General features: G+C 62.8%; 16 protein-coding genes and 1 pseudogene. 12 read left to right on the top strand and 5 right to left on the bottom strand.

The genetic code is table 11. From position 1 onward, the window contains the following. Nucleotides 1–121: 121 nt before the first annotated feature. The 10 genes from glmM (at nt 122) to RX329_RS06415 (ending at nt 11,001) form a co-directional block, all read left to right on the top strand. Nucleotides 122–1,465 (top strand): phosphoglucosamine mutase, encoded by a 1,344-nt coding sequence (gene glmM, locus RX329_RS06370; protein ID WP_085348797.1) that lies wholly within the window; start codon nt 122–124, stop codon nt 1,463–1,465. A gap of 251 nt (nt 1,466–1,716) precedes the next feature. Then, nucleotides 1,717–2,967, top strand: a complete 1,251-nt coding sequence (locus RX329_RS06375; protein ID WP_085383819.1) for an MFS transporter — start codon at nt 1,717–1,719, stop codon at nt 2,965–2,967. Nucleotides 2,968–3,202: 235 nt separating this feature from the next. Beyond that, a complete protein-coding gene (locus RX329_RS06380; protein ID WP_240543166.1) occupies nt 3,203–4,048 on the top strand; it encodes an outer membrane protein in 846 nt (281 codons plus the stop codon). A 128-nt stretch (nt 4,049–4,176) separates the two neighbouring features. Further along, on the top strand, nt 4,177–5,094 hold the full coding sequence (locus RX329_RS06385; protein ID WP_085348794.1) for an outer membrane protein: 918 nt from the start codon (nt 4,177–4,179) through the stop codon (nt 5,092–5,094). Between the two features lie 68 nt (nt 5,095–5,162). Continuing rightward, nucleotides 5,163–5,753, top strand: coding sequence for a glutathione S-transferase family protein (locus RX329_RS06390; protein WP_018453558.1), 591 nt, complete (start codon nt 5,163–5,165; stop codon nt 5,751–5,753). 25 nt (nt 5,754–5,778) lie between these two features. Continuing rightward, nucleotides 5,779–6,243 carry a GNAT family N-acetyltransferase gene (locus RX329_RS06395; protein ID WP_018453559.1) on the top strand — a complete coding sequence of 155 codons (465 nt, stop codon included), beginning with the start codon at nt 5,779–5,781 and terminating at the stop codon, nt 6,241–6,243. 171 nt (nt 6,244–6,414) lie between these two features. Further along, nucleotides 6,415–6,606: a hypothetical protein gene (locus tag RX329_RS06400; RefSeq protein WP_240543165.1), complete on the top strand. Its 192-nt coding sequence runs from the start codon at nt 6,415–6,417 to the stop codon at nt 6,604–6,606. A gap of 79 nt (nt 6,607–6,685) precedes the next feature. Continuing rightward, the gene (locus tag RX329_RS06405; protein ID WP_085360559.1) at nt 6,686–7,858 is read left to right on the top strand and encodes a phosphoserine transaminase; all 1,173 of its coding nucleotides are present in this window, start codon (nt 6,686–6,688) and stop codon (nt 7,856–7,858) included. A gap of 229 nt (nt 7,859–8,087) precedes the next feature. Beyond that, nucleotides 8,088–9,677: a phosphoglycerate dehydrogenase gene (gene serA / locus RX329_RS06410; protein ID WP_018453562.1), complete on the top strand. Its 1,590-nt coding sequence runs from the start codon at nt 8,088–8,090 to the stop codon at nt 9,675–9,677. A gap of 151 nt (nt 9,678–9,828) precedes the next feature. Beyond that, on the top strand, nt 9,829–11,001 hold the full coding sequence (locus tag RX329_RS06415; protein ID WP_085360557.1) for a thiolase family protein: 1,173 nt from the start codon (nt 9,829–9,831) through the stop codon (nt 10,999–11,001). Between the two features lie 257 nt (nt 11,002–11,258). On the opposite strand, the gene RX329_RS06420 is transcribed toward RX329_RS06415, so the two are convergent. The 3 genes from RX329_RS06420 to RX329_RS06430 all read right to left on the bottom strand — a co-directional run bounded on the left by RX329_RS06420 (nt 11,259) and on the right by RX329_RS06430 (nt 13,022). Further along, nucleotides 11,259–11,993, bottom strand: a complete 735-nt coding sequence (locus RX329_RS06420) for a hypothetical protein (protein WP_240543164.1) — start codon at nt 11,991–11,993, stop codon at nt 11,259–11,261. A gap of 570 nt (nt 11,994–12,563) precedes the next feature. After that, on the bottom strand, nt 12,564–12,791 hold the full coding sequence (locus RX329_RS06425; RefSeq protein ID WP_085348786.1) for a hypothetical protein: 228 nt from the start codon (nt 12,789–12,791) through the stop codon (nt 12,564–12,566). A gap of 42 nt (nt 12,792–12,833) precedes the next feature. Then, complete coding sequence (locus RX329_RS06430) at nt 12,834–13,022, bottom strand: hypothetical protein (RefSeq protein WP_018453567.1); 189 nt, start codon at nt 13,020–13,022, stop codon at nt 12,834–12,836. Nucleotides 13,023–13,173: 151 nt separating this feature from the next. On the opposite strand from RX329_RS06430, the gene RX329_RS06435 reads away from it, so the two are divergent. Then, a complete protein-coding gene (locus tag RX329_RS06435; protein ID WP_085360553.1) occupies nt 13,174–15,177 on the top strand; it encodes a BTAD domain-containing putative transcriptional regulator in 2,004 nt (667 codons plus the stop codon). A gap of 3 nt (nt 15,178–15,180) precedes the next feature. Here RX329_RS06435 and RX329_RS06440 read toward each other — a convergent pair whose 3' ends face one another. After that, on the bottom strand, nt 15,181–15,648 hold the full coding sequence (locus RX329_RS06440; protein ID WP_085383823.1) for an MAPEG family protein: 468 nt from the start codon (nt 15,646–15,648) through the stop codon (nt 15,181–15,183). 117 nt (nt 15,649–15,765) lie between these two features. Between RX329_RS06440 and RX329_RS06445 the strand changes: the two are divergent. Beyond that, nucleotides 15,766–15,912 (top strand): annotated as a pseudogene (locus RX329_RS06445) (acetyl-CoA C-acyltransferase); the annotation flags it as partial. Between the two features lie 90 nt (nt 15,913–16,002). Here RX329_RS06445 and RX329_RS06450 read toward each other — a convergent pair. Further along, nucleotides 16,003–17,046, bottom strand: a complete 1,044-nt coding sequence (locus tag RX329_RS06450) for an AI-2E family transporter (protein ID WP_063745866.1) — start codon at nt 17,044–17,046, stop codon at nt 16,003–16,005. Nucleotides 17,047–17,270 lie beyond the last annotated feature (224 nt).

Consider the following 17,270-nt stretch of genomic DNA (forward strand, 5'->3'; position numbering starts at 1 on the left):
ATTTTTTGAAGCCAAGTTAGCCGTGATGGCTCTATAAGACCTCAGCAAATCAGGGATGCGGGTCCCGCTTGGGCACCCGGAGGTTGCGCTGGGGATCCCTGGTTGTTGCGTGGGGGACGATATGAGCCGCAAATATTTCGGGACGGACGGGATCCGGGGCCGCGCCAACGGACTGATCACGCCGGAGCTCGCGCTCAAGGTCGGCCAGGCCGCAGGCCTGGCGTTTCAGCGCGGTGACCACCGCCACAGGGTCGTGATCGGCAAGGACACCCGCCTGTCCGGCTACATGATCGAATACGCGATGGTCGCGGGCTTCACTTCGGTCGGCATGGACGTGCTGCTGGTCGGCCCGATGCCGACGCCGGCGGTCGCGATGCTGACCAAGTCGATGCGCGCCGATCTCGGCGTGATGATCTCCGCCTCGCATAATCTGTTCGAGGACAACGGCATCAAGCTGTTCGGGCCGCAGGGCTTCAAGCTCTCCGACGACGTCGAGAAGCAGATCGAGCAGCTGCTCGATGAGCCCATCGACAAGCGTCTCGCCCAGAGCGCCAGTCTCGGCCGCGCCCGCCGCATCGACGGCGTGCATGACCGCTACATCGAATTCGCCAAGCGCACGCTGCCGCGCGATCTGTCGCTCGACGGCTTGCGCGTCGTGGTCGATTGCGCCAATGGCGCCGCCTACAAGGTGGTGCCGGAAGCGCTGTGGGAGCTGGGTGCCGACGTGATTCCGATCGGGGTCGAGCCCGACGGCTTCAACATCAACAAGGAATGCGGCTCCACCTCGCCCGAAGCGCTGTCGAAGAAGGTGCGCGAGATGCGCGCCGACATCGGTATCGCGCTCGACGGTGACGCCGATCGCGTCATCCTGGTCGACGAGCGCGGCCACATCGTCGACGGCGACCAGCTGCTCGCGGTGATCGCGCAGAGCTGGAAGGAAGACGGTCGGCTGTCGCGATCGGGCATCGTCGCCACCGTGATGTCGAACCTCGGGCTCGAGCGATTCCTCAATGCGCAGGGGCTCGATCTCGTGCGCACGCCGGTCGGCGATCGCTACGTGCTCGAGCAGATGCTGAACGGCGGCTACAATCTCGGTGGCGAGCAGTCCGGCCACATCATCCTGTCCGACTACGCCACCACCGGGGACGGCTTCGTGGCCGCATTGCAGGTGCTTGCCGTGGTGCAGAAGCTGCGCCGGCCGGTGTCGGAAGTCTGCCACCGCTTCGATCCGCTGCCGCAGATCCTGAAGAACGTCCGTTATAAAGGCGGCAAGCCGCTCGACAATTCCGACGTCAAGTCGGCGATCTCCGACGGCGAGCAGCGGCTCAACGGCCACGGCCGCCTGCTGATCCGCTCCTCCGGCACCGAGCCGGTGATCCGCGTCATGGGCGAGGGCGAGGATCGCATCCTGGTCGAGGACGTCGTCGATACCATCGTCTCGGCGCTCGGGAACGCCGCGGCCTGAACTCGCAGCCATCCTTCGAGATGCCCGCTTTCGCGGGCTCCTCAGGATGAGGTTTTGCTTCCAGGCGAAGACGTAGACCCTCATGGTGAGGAGCCCGCCACAGGCGGGCGTCTCGAACCATGCAGGCCGCAGTTTGGCCGCGAAATCTGGCGAAGCGCATTCCAGCCATGGGTGTTTGGCGGTGGATCGGTCGCCGCGCGCATCGTAACTAGCTTGTCGCGGCAATCTGCCGCGCCCGCCGGGATGCTCCAGTGAACAAGCCTGTCGTCGTCTCAGAGGAAACACTGACGGAGCCCGTCCTCGTCAGCGACGTCGAGCCCGGCGCCAAAGGTGCCGCGGGGCCGGCCTATGTCGTGCTGGCCGGCATCAGCTTCTCGCACTTCCTCAACGACACCATGCAGTCGCTGATCGCCTCGGTGTATCCGATCCTGAAGGACACCTATGCGCTCGACTTCGCGCAGATCGGCATGATCACGCTGGCCTTCCAGTTCACGGCCTCGCTGCTCCAGCCGGTGGTCGGCCACTACACCGACAAGAAGGCGCAGCCCTATTCGCTGTCGATCGGCATGGCCTCGACCTTCTTCGGTCTGTTGCTGCTCAGCGCCGCCCACCAATATCTCGTCATCCTCGTCGCAGCCGCTCTGGTCGGCCTCGGCTCGGCGGTGTTTCACCCGGAGTCGGCGCGCATCGCGCGGCTCGCCTCCGGCGGCCGCTACGGTTTTGCGCAATCGGTGTTCCAGCTCGGCGGCAGTTTTGGCACCTCGATGGGACCGGTGCTCGCCGCGCTCATCGTCGTGCCGTTCGGGCAGGGCAGCATCGCCTGGTTCTCCTCGATCGCCTTCCTTGCGATCCTCATCCTCTGGCGCATCGGCCGCTGGTACGAACCGCAGATCAAGGCGAAGAAGACGGCGGTGGATCAAGCCCATCCCGACGCGCCGAATTCGCGTCGCGTCGTCGTTGCGCTCCTCGTGCTGGTCGCGCTGCTGTTCTCGAAGCAGCTCTACGTCTCGAGCCTGTCGAGCTACTACATCTTCTATCTGATCGACCGCTTCGGCGTGTCGACGCAAGCCGCGCAGATGTATCTCTTCATTTTCCTCGCAGCGAACGCGGTCGGCGCTTTTCTCGGTGGTCCCCTGGGCGATCGCTTCGGCCGCAAGATCGTGATCTGGATCTCGATCCTGGGGGCGCTGCCGTTCACGCTGGCGCTGCCCTATGCCGGGCTCTATGCGAGCGCGGTGCTGTCCGTGATCATCGGCCTGATCATCTCCTCGACGACGTCGTCGATCATCGTGTTCGCGCAGGAGCTGGTCCCGCACCGCTTCGGCATGATCTCCGGCGTGTTCTTCGGTGTCGCCTTCGGCATCGGCGGCCTGGGCGCCGCCGTGCTCGGCAAGCTCGCGGACCACACCTCGATCGCGTTCGTCTACCAGGTTTGCGCCTATCTGCCGGCGATCGGCCTGCTTGCGGTGTTCCTGCCCAAGCTGCCGCGGCACGCGCGTTAACATATCCTGACTTGCTGCAACGCGGCTTCATACATCGTTAGGAAATGCGGCGACGGCGTCGCATTTGGCGCTGCATTTTTGCAACGCTCGCGCCGCCCGCGCGTCCGAGTTGAGAAAAAATCAACCTTAAAAATTAGGGTTAAGTGGCGCTTAAACATTTGCTGGCATCGTCCGGGCCGTGAGTTTCCAGAACGTGAGGCGCCGTATTGCCTCACCGGCCAAAAGGACGAAGCCAATGCGTAGCGTTAAGTCTCTCCTTGCCGCGGGTGCGGCAACCCTGATCTCCTCGATGGCGTTCGCCGCCGACATGCCGATCGCGGCGCCCCCTCCGATGTACGCGCCCCCGGCTCCGCCCGCCGACTTCGGTGGCTGGTACCTGCGCGGCGACGTCGGCTTCAGCAATCAGAAGACGAGCGATCTCCACTACGGTCGCGAGTCCGCCTATTCGCAGCTCACCTCGTTCAATCAGCAGTCGTCGTTCGACACCGCCGGCATCTTTGGCCTCGGCGCGGGTTACCGGTTCAACAATTGGTTCCGCGCGGACGTGACCGGGCAGTATCGCGGCAATTCGAATTTCAAGGGAACGGATCGTTTCACCGGAACCGCGGGCGGCGTGCCCTACAGCGGGATCGATAATTACAGCGCATCCAAGTCCGAATGGCTGGTCTTGGCGAACGCGTATGTCGACCTGGGCACCTGGTGGTGCATCACGCCGTTCATCGGTGCCGGCGTTGGCGGCGCACGCGTCTCCATCTCGAACTTTACCGATACCGGCATCAACGATCTTGCGTTCTCGACGGCGAGCTTCTCGAGCGCACCAGCCGGTTCGAAGTGGAACCTGGCGTGGGCTGCCCATGCGGGTCTCGCGTACAAGGTCAATCCCAACCTCGTTCTCGAACTGGCCTACAGCTATGTCGATATGGGTGAGGGGCAAACCGGTGTCTTGTCGACCTACACCGGGGCAACCACCGGCAACGTTTTCAAGTTCAAGGACATTACCTCGCACGACCTGAAGCTCGGTGTGCGCTGGAATCTCGACAGCCCGCCGGCCTACATGCCGCCGCTCGTCACCAAGGGCTGATCGTCAGCCTCATCGCTTAATCTCTCTTAACGGCGCGGGATCATCCCGCGCCGTTTTGCTTTGCGTATTTTTCATGGCGGGCGGCGACGAAAGCCTCCGGCGCAACCATTGGTTAAGGTTAACGGGCCATGATCACGAGCGAAAGTTCGAGTTCGATGGAGCGTTCGATGCGTAGGCTTTTGTTGGCGGTGGCGATGTTGGGGACGGTCTCTGCGGCGCACGCGGCCGATCTCTCCGATCTTCCCATCCTCCGAGGCAGCTTCACCGACGGGCTGTCAAAGACGTCCCACAACTGGGACGGTTTTTATGTTGGCGGCCAGTTCGGGTTTGCCACGACCGATGTTGATTTCAGTCATGCTCCGAAGACGATGACCGACTTCATGCTTCGCAACAGCATCCTTGAGGCGCCAGTCGGCGGCTGGTCGCTGCTGCCGAGTAACCACGTGCAGTCGACCGGGTTTGGCGCCTATGTCGGCCGCAATTGGCAGCTCTACGATGCAGTGTTCGGCGTCGAGGCCAATTACAGCTACATGAAGAATATATCGAGCTCGGCAAGTGATTCCATGACACGCATTCTCGACGGTGAGACGGCGCCAACGGGCCATACCTATACCTACGTCACTTCACTCGGTGGTGGTGCTGCGCTAAAGCTGAAGGATTACGCCACCTTCCGCGGTCGGGTCGGTTGGGACGGCGGCGACTTCATGCCCTATGCCTTCGCCGGTCTGGCGATTGGGCGCGCTGAAGTTTCGCGATTCGCGACGGTGTCCTACATCAAGCATGACGACTATGACGAGTCGATTGTCCTGGGCGGTGTTACGGCGACGATCCATCGACAGGACACGATTGACACGGGTACGTTTAACAAGACTGAGCTGCGCACCAACAGCTTCATGTACGGATGGACGGCCGGTATCGGTGTCGAGTACGCGATCTGCAACAACATCCTGGTTCGCGGCGAATGGGAGCATGTCGGCTTCTCGGACGTGAAGGACATCACTGTCGGCCTGAATAACTTCCGCGTCGGCATTGGCTACCAGTTCTGAGTCGCCCGCTTCCTGTTGACAGATTCCTTCCGTCCTGATGCTCTGTCGCCGAATGCGCGGGGGCACCGATGCGGATCTACGGCGATAGCAATTCCGGCAATTGTCTGAAGGTGAAGTGGGTCTGCGACAAGCTCGCGGTGCTCTACGAGTGGATCGAGATCGACACCCGCAAGGGCGAGACCCGTACGCCGCAATTCCTCCAGATGAACGGTGCCGGCCAGGTGCCCACCGTCGCTTTCGACGACGGTCGCACGCTGGCGCAGTCCAATGCCATCATCCGCTATCTCGCGCGCGACAGTGCGCTCATTCCGGGCGACGCCTTCACTGCCGCCAAGATGGACGAATGGCTGTTCTGGGAACAATACAGCCACGAGCCCTATATCGCGGTGTGCCGCTTCCAGCTCGTCTATCTCGGCAAGGACGCCTCCGAGCTCGATCCTGAAAAGGTCAAGCGCGGCTACGCGGCGCTCGATCGCATGGAGCAGCATCTGGCGGCAAACCGCTTCTTCGCCGGTGATGACGTTTCGCTTGCCGACGTCTCGCTGCTTGCCTATACGCGCGTCGCGCATGAAGGCGGCTTCGATCTCGGTCGCTATGCCGCCATCCGCCGCTGGATCGGCGAAGCCGAGACCTTTCTCGGGCTACCCAAGGTGCGTTAGGCGCGCTTGAGGCAGGAGTAACTTTATGAACGCCGAATCTGTCTCCATTCGTCCCGCGCGCCGCGAAGATGTTGCTGCGATCGTGACGATGCTCGCCGACGATCATCTCGGGAGCGCACGCGAGCGCGTGGAAGACCCGTTGCATGCGTCCTATTACGAGGCATTCGCGCGGGTCGAGCGCGATCAAAATATCCAGCTTGTGGTTGTCGAGAGTGAGGGCAGGGTGGTCGGCTGCCTGCAGCTCGCGATCCTGCCGGGTCTCAGCTCGCAAGGCGGCTTGCGCGGTCTGCTCGAAGACGTCCGCGTCGCTTCCGATTGCCGCAGCCGCGGCATCGGCGAGCAATTGGTGCAATGGGCGGTGACGGAAGCGAAAGCGCGCGGTTGCAATCTCGTCGAACTGCTGACGCATCAGACGCGAACAGATGCGCAGCGCTTCTACAAGCGGCTTGGGTTCACGGCGAGTCACGTCGGCATGACTGTCCGCTTTTGACGCAGCACGCTATGAGCCTTGCGCGATCAGCGAAATCGGATCGCGCGTACGTTCATATTAAGAGCTGATAAACCACCGTCACGGCGTTCACGTTGGTGAAGGAACGAACGGTGCTACGGGACGTCGAAACCGGGCTCGATCGGTTCGGGGATTTCGATGACAAGCTATTCGATGATCAAGGTCGGCAACGACTACGTCGTGCAGGCCAATGACAAATGCATTTTGAAAGTCGGCAGCCGCCGCCGCGCCGCGCAATTGATCAGCGATGCCACGGGCTTGCTGAACGCGCTGGCGGTGGTCGATTCCCCCAAGATCGCACCGGAGGCGCCATCACCCGCGCGTGAGGCGCCGGAACTTCCTTGACTGGTCTTCCCGATTCCCGTATCAGCCGCGGCGGGACACCTCCCCCCAACGGGAGGCTTACTATCTGGAAGGGTAGACGATGACTGTAGCGAAGCCCGCTTCGCGGCCGAACGTGCCGCATTTTTCCTCCGGCCCCTGCGCCAAGCGCCCCGGATGGAATGCCCAAAATCTCAAGGACGCAGCGCTCGGCCGTTCGCATCGCGCGAAGGTCGGCAAGACCAAGCTCAAGCTCGCGATCGATTTGACGCGCGAAGTGCTCGAAGTGCCCGCTGATTATCGCATCGGCATCGTGCCGGCCTCCGATACCGGCGCGGTCGAGATGGCGCTGTGGTCGATGCTGGGTGCGCGGCCCGTCACCACGCTCGCCTGGGAATCCTTTGGCGAGGGCTGGGTCAGCGACATCGTCAAGGAATTGAAGCTCAAGGACGTCACCAACCTCAACGCGGCTTACGGTGAGATCCCCGACCTCTCCAAGGTCGATCCGAAGTCCGACGTCGTCTTCACCTGGAACGGCACCACCTCGGGCGTGCGCGTGCCGAACGCCGACTGGATCAGCGCGACCCGCGAAGGCCTGACCATCTGCGACGCCACCTCGGCCGCGTTCGCGCAACCCCTCGACTGGGCCAAGCTCGACGTCGTCACCTTCTCCTGGCAGAAGGCGCTCGGCGGCGAAGCCGCGCATGGCATGCTGATCCTGTCGCCCCGCGCGGTGGAGCGGCTCGAAACCTACAAGCCGGCCTGGCCGCTGCCGAAGATTTTCCGCATGACCAAGGGCGGCAAGATCAACGAAGGCATTTTCGTCGGCGAGACCATCAACACGCCGTCGATGCTCTGCGTCGAGGATTATCTCGACGCACTGAACTGGGCCAAGTCGATCGGCGGCCTGAAGGCGTTGATCGCGCGCGCCGACGCCAACACCAAGGTGCTCGCCGACTGGAAGGCTAAGACGCCTTGGATCGACTTCCTCGCCAAGGACGCCGCAATCCGCTCCAACACTTCGGTGTGCCTGAAGTTCACCGATCCCGCGATCACCTCACTCTCCGAGGACGTGCAGGCCGAGTTCAGCAAGAAGCTGGTGGCGCTGGTCGAGAAAGAGGGCGCGGGCTACGACTTCGCCTACTATCGCGATGCGCCCGCCGGCCTGCGTATCTGGTGCGGCGCCACCGTCGAGGCCAGTGATGTCGCGCTGCTGACCCAGTGGATCGACTGGGCCTTCGCCGAGACCAAGGCCACGCTCGCCAAGGCGGCGTAGTTTTTTACCTCTCCCCGTTCTTACGGGGAGAGGTCGGGTCGCCCCCGGCGATGCGAAGCATCGTCCGGTGCGATCCGGGTGAGGGGCCTCTCTCGGCTTGCTCCTCGCTTGTGGCTGCCCCTCACCCCGACCCTCTCCCCGTAAGAACCGGGAGAGGGAGAAGTGCTCCGAGACATTCACCCAATCCGGTCTAAGGCCCTTCCCTTAGGAAGGCAGAGGACACATTCCCATGACCAAACCCAAAGTTCTCATTTCCGACGCGCTCTCTCCCGCCGCCGTACAGATCTTCAAGGACCGCGGTGTCGAGGTCGACTTCCAGCCCAACCTCGGCAAGGACAAGGACAAGCTCGCCGAGATCATCGGCAATTACGACGGCCTCGCGATCCGCTCGGCGACCAAGGCGACCGCGAAGATCCTCGAGAAGGCGACCAATCTCAAGGTGATCGGCCGCGCCGGCATCGGCGTCGACAACGTCGAGATTCCCGCCGCCACGGCCAAGGGCATCATCGTGATGAACACGCCGTTCGGCAATTCGATCACGACCGCCGAGCACGCCATCACCCTGATGCTGGCGCTGGCGCGCGAGATTCCGCAGGCGGACGCTTCGACCCAGGCCGGCAAGTGGGAGAAGAACCGCTTCATGGGCGTCGAGATCACCGGCAAGGTGCTCGGCGTCGTCGGCTGCGGCAACATCGGCTCGATCGTCGCCGACCGTGCGCTCGGCCTGCGCATGAAGGTGATCGCGTTCGATCCGTTCCTGTCGCCGGAGCGCGCCAGGGACATCGGTGTCGAGAAGGTCGAGCTCGACGACCTGCTCAAGCGCGCCGACTTCATCACCCTGCATACGCCGCTCACCGAGAAGACCAGGAACATCATCGACGCAGCCGCGATCGCCAAGATGAAGAAGGGCGTGCGCCTGATCAACTGCGCCCGCGGCGGTCTCGTCGACGAGCAGGCCGTGGTCAACGCTTTGAATTCCAAGCACATCGCCGGCGCCGCTTTCGACGTCTTTGTCGAGGAGCCCGCCACCGCGAATGTGCTGTTCGGTCATCCCAACGTGATCTGCACGCCGCATCTCGGCGCGTCCACCACCGAGGCGCAGGAGAACGTCGCGCTCCAGGTTGCCGAGCAGATGTCGGATTACCTGCTCACCGGTGCGATCTCGAATGCCGTCAACTTCCCCTCCATCACGGCGGAAGAGGCGCCGAAGCTGAAGCCGTTCATCGCGCTCGCTGAAAAGCTCGGTTCGTTCGCGGGACAGCTCACCGAGAGCGGCATCCTTAAGGTCGAGATCACCTATGAGGGCCACGTCGCCGAGATGAAGATCAAGGCGATCACCTCCGCCGTGCTATCCGGCCTGCTGCGGCCGATGCTGGGCGAGGTCAACGTCGTCTCCGCGCCCGTCGTCGCCAAGGAGCGCGGCATGGTGGTCGACGAGATCGTCCGCGCCGCCCAGAGCGACTATGAAAGCTTGATCACCGTCACCGTCACCACCGAGCGGCAGGGGCGGTCGGTCTCGGGCACGGTCTATGCCGACGGCAAGCCGCGCCTGGTCGACATCAAGGGCATCCGCGTCGACGCTGAATTTGGCAAGTCGATGATCTACGTGACCAACGAGGACAAGCCGGGTTTCATAGGCAAGTTCGCGAGCCTGCTCGGCGATGCCAAGATCAACATCGCGACCTTCCATCTTGGCCGCGTTGCGCCGGGCTCCGATGCCATCGCGCTGATCGAGGTCGACGGCGCGGTGCCGGCCGATCTGCTTGCCAAGGTGCAGGCCCTGCCGCAGGTCAAGCAGGTCAAGGCGCTGACGTTCTGATCCGCCGACATATTCCGACCCGCGGAACAACGCCGCCCTCTCGCGAGGGCGGCGTTTTTATTTCTCCCGCGACCGCCGGACATTGTGTACCAATGGCGCCGAGAAACCTCGACCGATGCTCCGGTCAAAATCGTTCGAAAGGGAGAAAACAATGCGTGAAGCCGTCATCGTTTCCTATGCACGCACGGGCCTCGCGAAATCCGGCCGCGGCGGGTTCAACATCACCCCGCCGATGTCGCTCGCGGCCCACGCCATTCACCACGCAGTCGACCGAGCCGGCGTCGAGAAGGACTATGTCGAGGATTGCTATCTCGGCAATTGCGCTCATGGCGCGCCGAACATCGGCCGCCAGGCCGCGCTGCTGGCGGGAATGCCGAAATCGACCGGGGGCGTCTCGGTGAACCGGTTCTGCTCGTCCGGTCTCCAGACCATCGCGATGGCCGCCAACTCGATCCGCTCGGACGGTTCCGACTGCATCGTCGCAGGCGGCGTCGAGAGCATCTCGATGCCGGGCGGCGGCACGCCGAAGGAGACGATCGATCCCGAACTGCTCAAGACGGCACCGGCGATCTTCATGGCGATGATTGACACCGCCGATATCGTCGCCGAGCGCTACAATCTCAGCCGTGAATATCAGGACGAGTATTCGCTGGAGTCGCAGCGCCGCATGGCCGCCGCGCAGCAGGCCGGCAAGTTCAAGGACGAGATCGTCCCGATGAAGACTAAGATGAAGGTGGTCGACAAGGCGACCAAGGCCGAGTCGATCGTCGATTACGTCGTCGACCGCGACGAGTGCAACCGGCCCGAGACCACGCTGGAAGGTCTCGCCAAGCTCGAGCCCGTCAGGGGCCCCGGCAAGTTCGTCACGGCCGGCAACGCCAGCCAGCTGTCGGACGGCGCCGCGGCCGTGGTGCTGATGGAAGCCAAGGACGCGGAGAAGCGCGGCCTCAATCCCATGGGCCGCTTCGTCGCCTGGGCGGCCGCGGGTTGCGAGCCGGACGAGATGGGCATCGGCCCGATCTTTGCCGTGCCGAAGCTGTTGAAGCGTCATGGCCTGAAGATCGACGACATCGATCTCTGGGAGCTCAATGAAGCCTTCGCCAGCCAGTGTCTCTATTCGCGCGACAAGCTCGGCATCGATCCCGCCAAGTACAATGTCAACGGCGGATCGATCGCGATCGGCCATCCGTTCGGCATGACCGGCGCGCGGCTCACCGGCCACATCCTCCAGGAGGGCAAGCGCCGCAAGGCGAAGTGGGGCGTGGTGACGATGTGCATCGGCGGCGGCCAGGGCGGCGCGGGACTGTTCGAAATCTACAGCTGAGATCGAGCCTCATGAATGCGGAAGGCACGGCGTCGCAAGCGCCGTGCCTTGTTGTTTGAGCACCAGGTCAGGCGTGTACTCTTTGGGTCATCGGTTTTGTGGGATGAAGCGGCTGAAGGATGGTAGTCTAAGACAAAGCTTGATGATGAGGGGAAGCGCGAGGACCGGGATGACGCACGCAGCGACATAACCTTCCGCCAGCGACGGCAGACCGAAGCTCGCCGCTGCCCACACGAGCGTGACGTTGCGGTTTCCGCTCACGAGACCGATGGTACCGGCGGTTTGCCACCCAGCCTCGCGAACGTCAGGGCAGCGAGGACGCACAGACCGAAATTGAACACGATCGCCGCGGCGAGCATCACGTCGAAACGCAGGGCGTTGCTGGTCCATTGCGCCCGTATGCCTTGCGAGGTGGCAAGCCCCACGATCATGAGCCCGACAACGGCGATCCCGGTGGCGGCGCTTTGATCGGGCATAACGGGAATCACATGACGACGAAACCTCATGGCTAAGAAGGCCACCAGGCCTGCAGCGCCGATAATGCTGAAGAGCCGGATTGCCAGCCCGCCCATGTCGAATGCAATTCCAAGCCCGAGCACCGTGGCAAAACTCGGAATCGAGATCGGCGTGAGCAAGGTCAGTGCGATGGAAACGAGCAGTGCAAGACGTGGTCGCAAACCGAGCATTCCGGCGATCGCAGCGGCGCTTCCGACCGGCGGCGCCAGCAGTGAAAGCAGAACGCCGGCCCGCAGCGCAGGATCAAGCGGAGCAAAGGACAGCAGAATCGCAGCAGCGAATGGCAGCACCAGGCCAACCCAGGCAAGTACCACGCCCATCAGGAGCGGACGAATGCTGGCTTCAGAGGGGGCAAGACCCGCCGTAAGAAACGAGCCCAGCGTCAGAAGAAATGCCGAAAAAGGCAAAAGATCGTAGCCGAGATGAGCGAAGGGAGTGATCATCAGCCCTGCGCAAAGCGAGATCACCAGGAGCATAGGTCCTTGTCCGCCAAGCGTGGACAATATCCGGCCAACGTACATCTCAGCTCCTCAGGACTTGCGCATCGACGACGATGCGTCTTCAGATTTCAGTCATGTCGGCCACCATTGCGAACGTCAGAAGAATCCGGCGCTCAAATCCAGGCCGTAGGTTCGTGAGAGCACGAACACAAAGGCGCACGCTGCGCATAACAGGAGGGCGTGCTTCGCCAATTCGGCACCGATGACCGAGAGGACCGTGCGGGAAATCGTGCGTATGATTGCTGGCAATGTTGCCTCCTGGTTTTCAAATCCCATGAACCGGCTGCATGTGGCGGCCGTCAGTCGGTGTGCGAAGCGAGGATCAGGGGCGGATCACCTCGCTCGGTCGACGCGCGCTGAATGAGGATCGCGCCGATCACGTGAACGAGGCCGAATCCCAGCAGAACGAGAATCATCAGGCGCGTCTCGCCGCCTGTTCGCTTTCTGTCGTGCGATGCCGGAGATCTGGCCCGAATTGGAGACGCAGCACGGTTGTGATTGTTCACGATTGTCCTCATATGCTTTGCTGTCGCTCGTCCCGATCGCCTACGGCGCCGGCGGGTTCGAAATGTAGTGGGTAACGAAATCGTCGGAGGCCAGGTTGGCTTGGCGCTCTCGGGGCGCCTTGCTCATTGCCGCGAAGGCAATCACCAGCGCCAGGAGCGAGCCATAGAAGGCGACCACTCCAAGTCTCCACATCGCAACCAATCGCTGTTCTTGATCGGACGCGAGAAACCTCTGCGATTGTCTTCCCTGCTGTGCGATGTCGGTCAATGCGACCTCCTGTTTGATGGCTGTTGTGATGCCGGCGTGCGATCAGTCGCCTCCGAAAAGGAGCGGTGCGACGGGCGGCGCCGACTGCGAAGCGGCCCTGAGTGTCGGGTGTGCAAAGGTCGTCAACGCTGCGTCGAATCCGGCGAGAACCACGAACAAGCCAACGACGATCATGATGAGGTGATGCGCGCGCACGCTGACTTCCGGATGAAATTGCTCCGCGTCGATCAACCAACCGGCATCTCGTCGCGATGCGATCTGAACCCACTGTCGTCGTCGCCGGCGTCACTCGGCCGTCACTGCAGCGTTAATATTGTTCGCTAAGGCGGCAATTCGTGTAGGATGTATATCCGTGAGCGCATCTGCTTATTTTTGAGGCGGAATGACCGAAACTGCACCCGCGCCCAGCCCAAGTTTTACTCTCGCACTTCTTGGACGTTTTGAACTGATCGGGCCGGACGGTGCCGTCAGCTTACCGAACAAGAAGCTCGCGGGATTGCTGGCCTATCTGGCCTGCACGGCACCTCAGCCTCAGCACCGCGAAAAACTCTCGACCTTGCTGTGGGGATCGCACTTCGAAGCGCAGGCGAAGCAAAACCTGCGACAGGCCCTGTTCAAGCTGCGTCAAGTTCTTGGTCAGAGTGCTCTCAGGAGTGACGGCGAATTCATTTCGTTGAATGCCGTTGTGATCACCTGCGATGTGCCGCAATTCGAGCGGCTTGTCAGAAAGGGCAGCCGTGACGCGCTGACCGCGGCGGCAGATCTCTATCGCGGGCGCCTCGTCGATGACATCGCGGTCAACGCTGAGGGCTGGAGCGAGTGGGTGGCCGGCGAACGCGAGCGGTTATCGGAGCTGGCTGTCGGCGCGATGGTAGCGCTCGGCGACCAGGAACTGTCCGACGGACGTGCCGGCGATGCCCTGCTCGCCGGCCAGCGCGCCAATGCACTCAACAGCATGCGTGAGGATGCGCACCGCCTGATCATGCGCGCGTTGTCCGCGGCCGGCCGCAACGCCGAGGCGCTCAAATATTATCAGGCCGTCGTTGCCTTTCTGAAGCAAGAGCTCGGCACCGCGCCCGATGCCACAACCAGCGCGCTGGCTGCGGAATTGCGCAAGGTCCAGGAGCAGAAGATCGTTCTGCCGGCAGCGGACCCGACGGCAGACCTTTCGCACCAGGCGGAGCACGTGTTCGGCAACGACAGGCCCTCCGTGGCGGTGCTTCCGTTCCGCAACATGGGTGATGAAACCGAACAGGACTACTTCGCCGATGGCGTCACTGCAGACATCATCACCGCTCTATCGCGCTTTCGCGAGCTGGTGGTGATCGCGGCCGGATCGAGCTTTGCCCTTCGGGACAAGGGAATGACCAGCCGGCAGATTGCGCAGCAACTCGGTGCGCAATACGTCCTGAGCGGTCATATTCGCAAGGCGGGCAACCGCATTCGCGTCTCGGCCGAGCTCACTCATACCGGAAGCGAGGCCCAGGTCTGGTCCAATCGCTACGATCGCCCCCTGGTCGACATCTTCGACCTGCAGGACGACGTCAGCAGCAGTGTTGCCGCAGTCGTCGATCCCGCCGTTCGTAGCGCCGAGATCGAACGCGCACGCCGCAAGCCGCCAACTGATCTTTCGGCCTATGATCTGTATTTGCGCGGCCTTCACCATTTATGGGGCGGCACCCGCGAAGGTATCGTCAAGGCCATCGATCTGCTTCGGCGGTCTCTGAGCCTCGATCAGGAGCGAACGGCGACGCTGGCGGCGCTGGCTTGGGGACTCGTGATGGCTCCGCCGCTCGGCGCCAACATGTCTGCGGATGCCGCGTCCGAGGCGGTCGGTCTGGCGCGCCGCGCCGTCGAGCAGGATAGTGGGGACGCTTTCGCCCACGCTGTCTATGGCTTCACGCTGTTTGGGCCCGCCGGCGACAACGATCAGGGGCGCATTCACGCCAGCGAAGCCGCAAGGCTCAATCCGAGTTCGGCTTTCGCATGGGGTGTACTCGGAATGATCGACAGCATGGGAGGCGATTATGCCAACGCACTCGCATGCCTGCATCGGTCTCTCGTCCTCAGCCCCGAGGACAGCATGCTCCATATGTGGATGACGGGATTGACCGCGTCCTACTTTGCCCTCGGGCAGTACGAGGAGGGCGTTGCCTGGGCGCGCAAGTCGGTTCGGCACAATCCGAGCAACGGCACCGGACATCGCATGCTCGCGGCCAACCTGGTCGGGGTCGGCCGGCTGGAGGAAGCCCGCGAGGTCACCCGGGTTCGCGATGCGGCACAAAAAACGACGATCCGCGATCTGCGCGCCATGCGCTTTTTCAAGCAGCACGAGGCGCTTGAACGCTACCTTTCGGCCCAGCAGATCGCCGGCGTGGCCGACTGAGCCTCAAGCGCCGAGTGCAACGAGCAGCGTGCGCACGGTCATGAAGACCAGGATGACCGAGCCGACGGTCCACAGCATTGCGCGAATGTCGTGAATTTGCCCGGTGAGATAGGCGAGAAAATGCAGCAGGCGTGAGGCAACGTAGCCGTAGAGCAGGCATTGCGCGAGAAGCAGCGACGGCTTTGTGAGAACACAAAGAAAGCCCGCGACCAGGAAATACGGCAGGCTCTCGAGATCGTTCATCTGGATCCGGCGGATCCGCTCCACATCTTCGTTGGGAAGAAGCTGCGCCGGATCGGGTGCGGGATTCAGTGGCGTCTTCTTGATGTCCTCCGGCGAACGGTAGCCGCCCTGGGCCCTCACCATCCGGACCACGGTGAGCCACGACATCGCCACGGCCTTGAGGATGATCAAGCTGGCGGCAACGACATAGGTGGCGAAGAGGGGATCGTGAAGATTGATTCCGTCCAATTTGGTACCCCGCTCCGGCAGGGCCATACTACATGTCCGAGCGGGTTGCGCCACCACGTAAAGGCAGCCGCCAGTCCAGTCCCAGCCTGATCTCGCCTTATGCCTTCGCCAGCGCCGATCGGCCATCCGTTCGGCATGACCGGCGCGCGGCTCACCAGCCACATCCTCCAGGAGGGCAAGCGCCGCAAGGCGAAGTGGGGCGTCGTGACGATGTGCATCGGCGGCGGCCAGGGCGGCGCGGGACTGTTCGAAATCTACAGCTGAGATCGAGCCTCATGAATGCGGAAGGCACGGCGTCGCAAGCGCCGTGCCTTTTGCTTTCTGGCGTGTGCTTGGGGATACGCCCGCGGCAACTCAACCGTTCTTCTCGGGCGCGACAGGTCGGAACACCCACTCGCGCCAGACCACCAGCAACGCCGACATGATCACCGGGCCGAGAAACAAGCCCAGAAGGCCGAAGGCAGCCAAGCCTCCGAAGATCCCGACGAACGCGAACAGAAACGGCAGCCGCGCGGAGTCGCCGACCAGGGTCGGCCAGACGAAATGATCGCCGGCCAACATGACGATCGCGCCCCAGAAGAAGACGCCCGCGGCTGCGAAGCCGCTGCCTCCGCCAGAGACCAGCACCACCGCCGCAGCGGTGAAAGCGAGCCAGGCGCCGAACGGAAGCATGGCGAAGGCCGTGGTCAATATCGTGAATACGATGGCATGCGGCACGCCCGCGACGAAATAGGCCACGCCGATCAATAATCCCTCGCCTGCGGCGACCAGCACCGTACCGTTCACGGTGCCGCGGATCGCATCGACCATTTGCTCGGCGAGACCCTCTCCCGCCTCACCGAAAAGCCGATCGCAGGTTTCCAGCACGCGGTCCGAGATCGACCGGCCGTTGCGCAGCAAGACGAACAAGGCGATCAGCGAAAAGAACAGAAGAAACAGGCGATGAAGCAGCTGTCCGCCGAACGTTCGAAACAGTTCCGATGCGTTGTCTGCGTTGACGCTTTTCAGCCATGCGGTCGCGGCTTTGGGATCGGAAAGATTGCTGCGCCACCACTGCTCGATGCTCTCTGCGGCGATCGGAAGGCGGGCGAGCCAATCAGGCACTTCGATCCCGCTCTCTCCGGCCTGTTTCATCCAGCCCACGAGCAGATCGCCTTGCTGCGCGATCTGATAGACGGCAAGCGACATCGGCGTAAACAGGATGAGGGCGACGACGAGCGTGAAGACCAGCGGGGCCAGGCTGGAGCGGCCGGAGGTCACGCGTGCCGCAAACTTGGTGTAGAGCGGCCACAGGCTGGTTGCGAGTATCGCGGCCCAGATCACCGCGGGCAGAAAGCCCGCCGCCGTCCACAACGCGAGTGCGACCAGCGCAAGGGCAAGCACGACTCGGGCGTTCATGCGCGCGCCTGCGCCGGTAGGCAGCGGCTTTCGCTCAGTCGTGGTCGGGCCTCTGTCGCTCCGCACCGCCTCGCTCCGCTTGGGCGGACGCTGCTTCGATGCCACGGATTTCGCTCGGTCGGTCATTTGAAGTCGCTGGAGTGCGGAGCTGCAGTGTCGAACTGATCAGCAGGAGAAACGCTGGGTCCAGGCTTCAAGCCGCAAAGAGGGGCTTCGGTTCCGCT

This window comes from Bradyrhizobium sp. BWC-3-1 (genome assembly GCF_032917965.1).
Classification (GTDB): Bacteria; Pseudomonadota; Alphaproteobacteria; order Rhizobiales; family Xanthobacteraceae; genus Bradyrhizobium; species Bradyrhizobium canariense_D.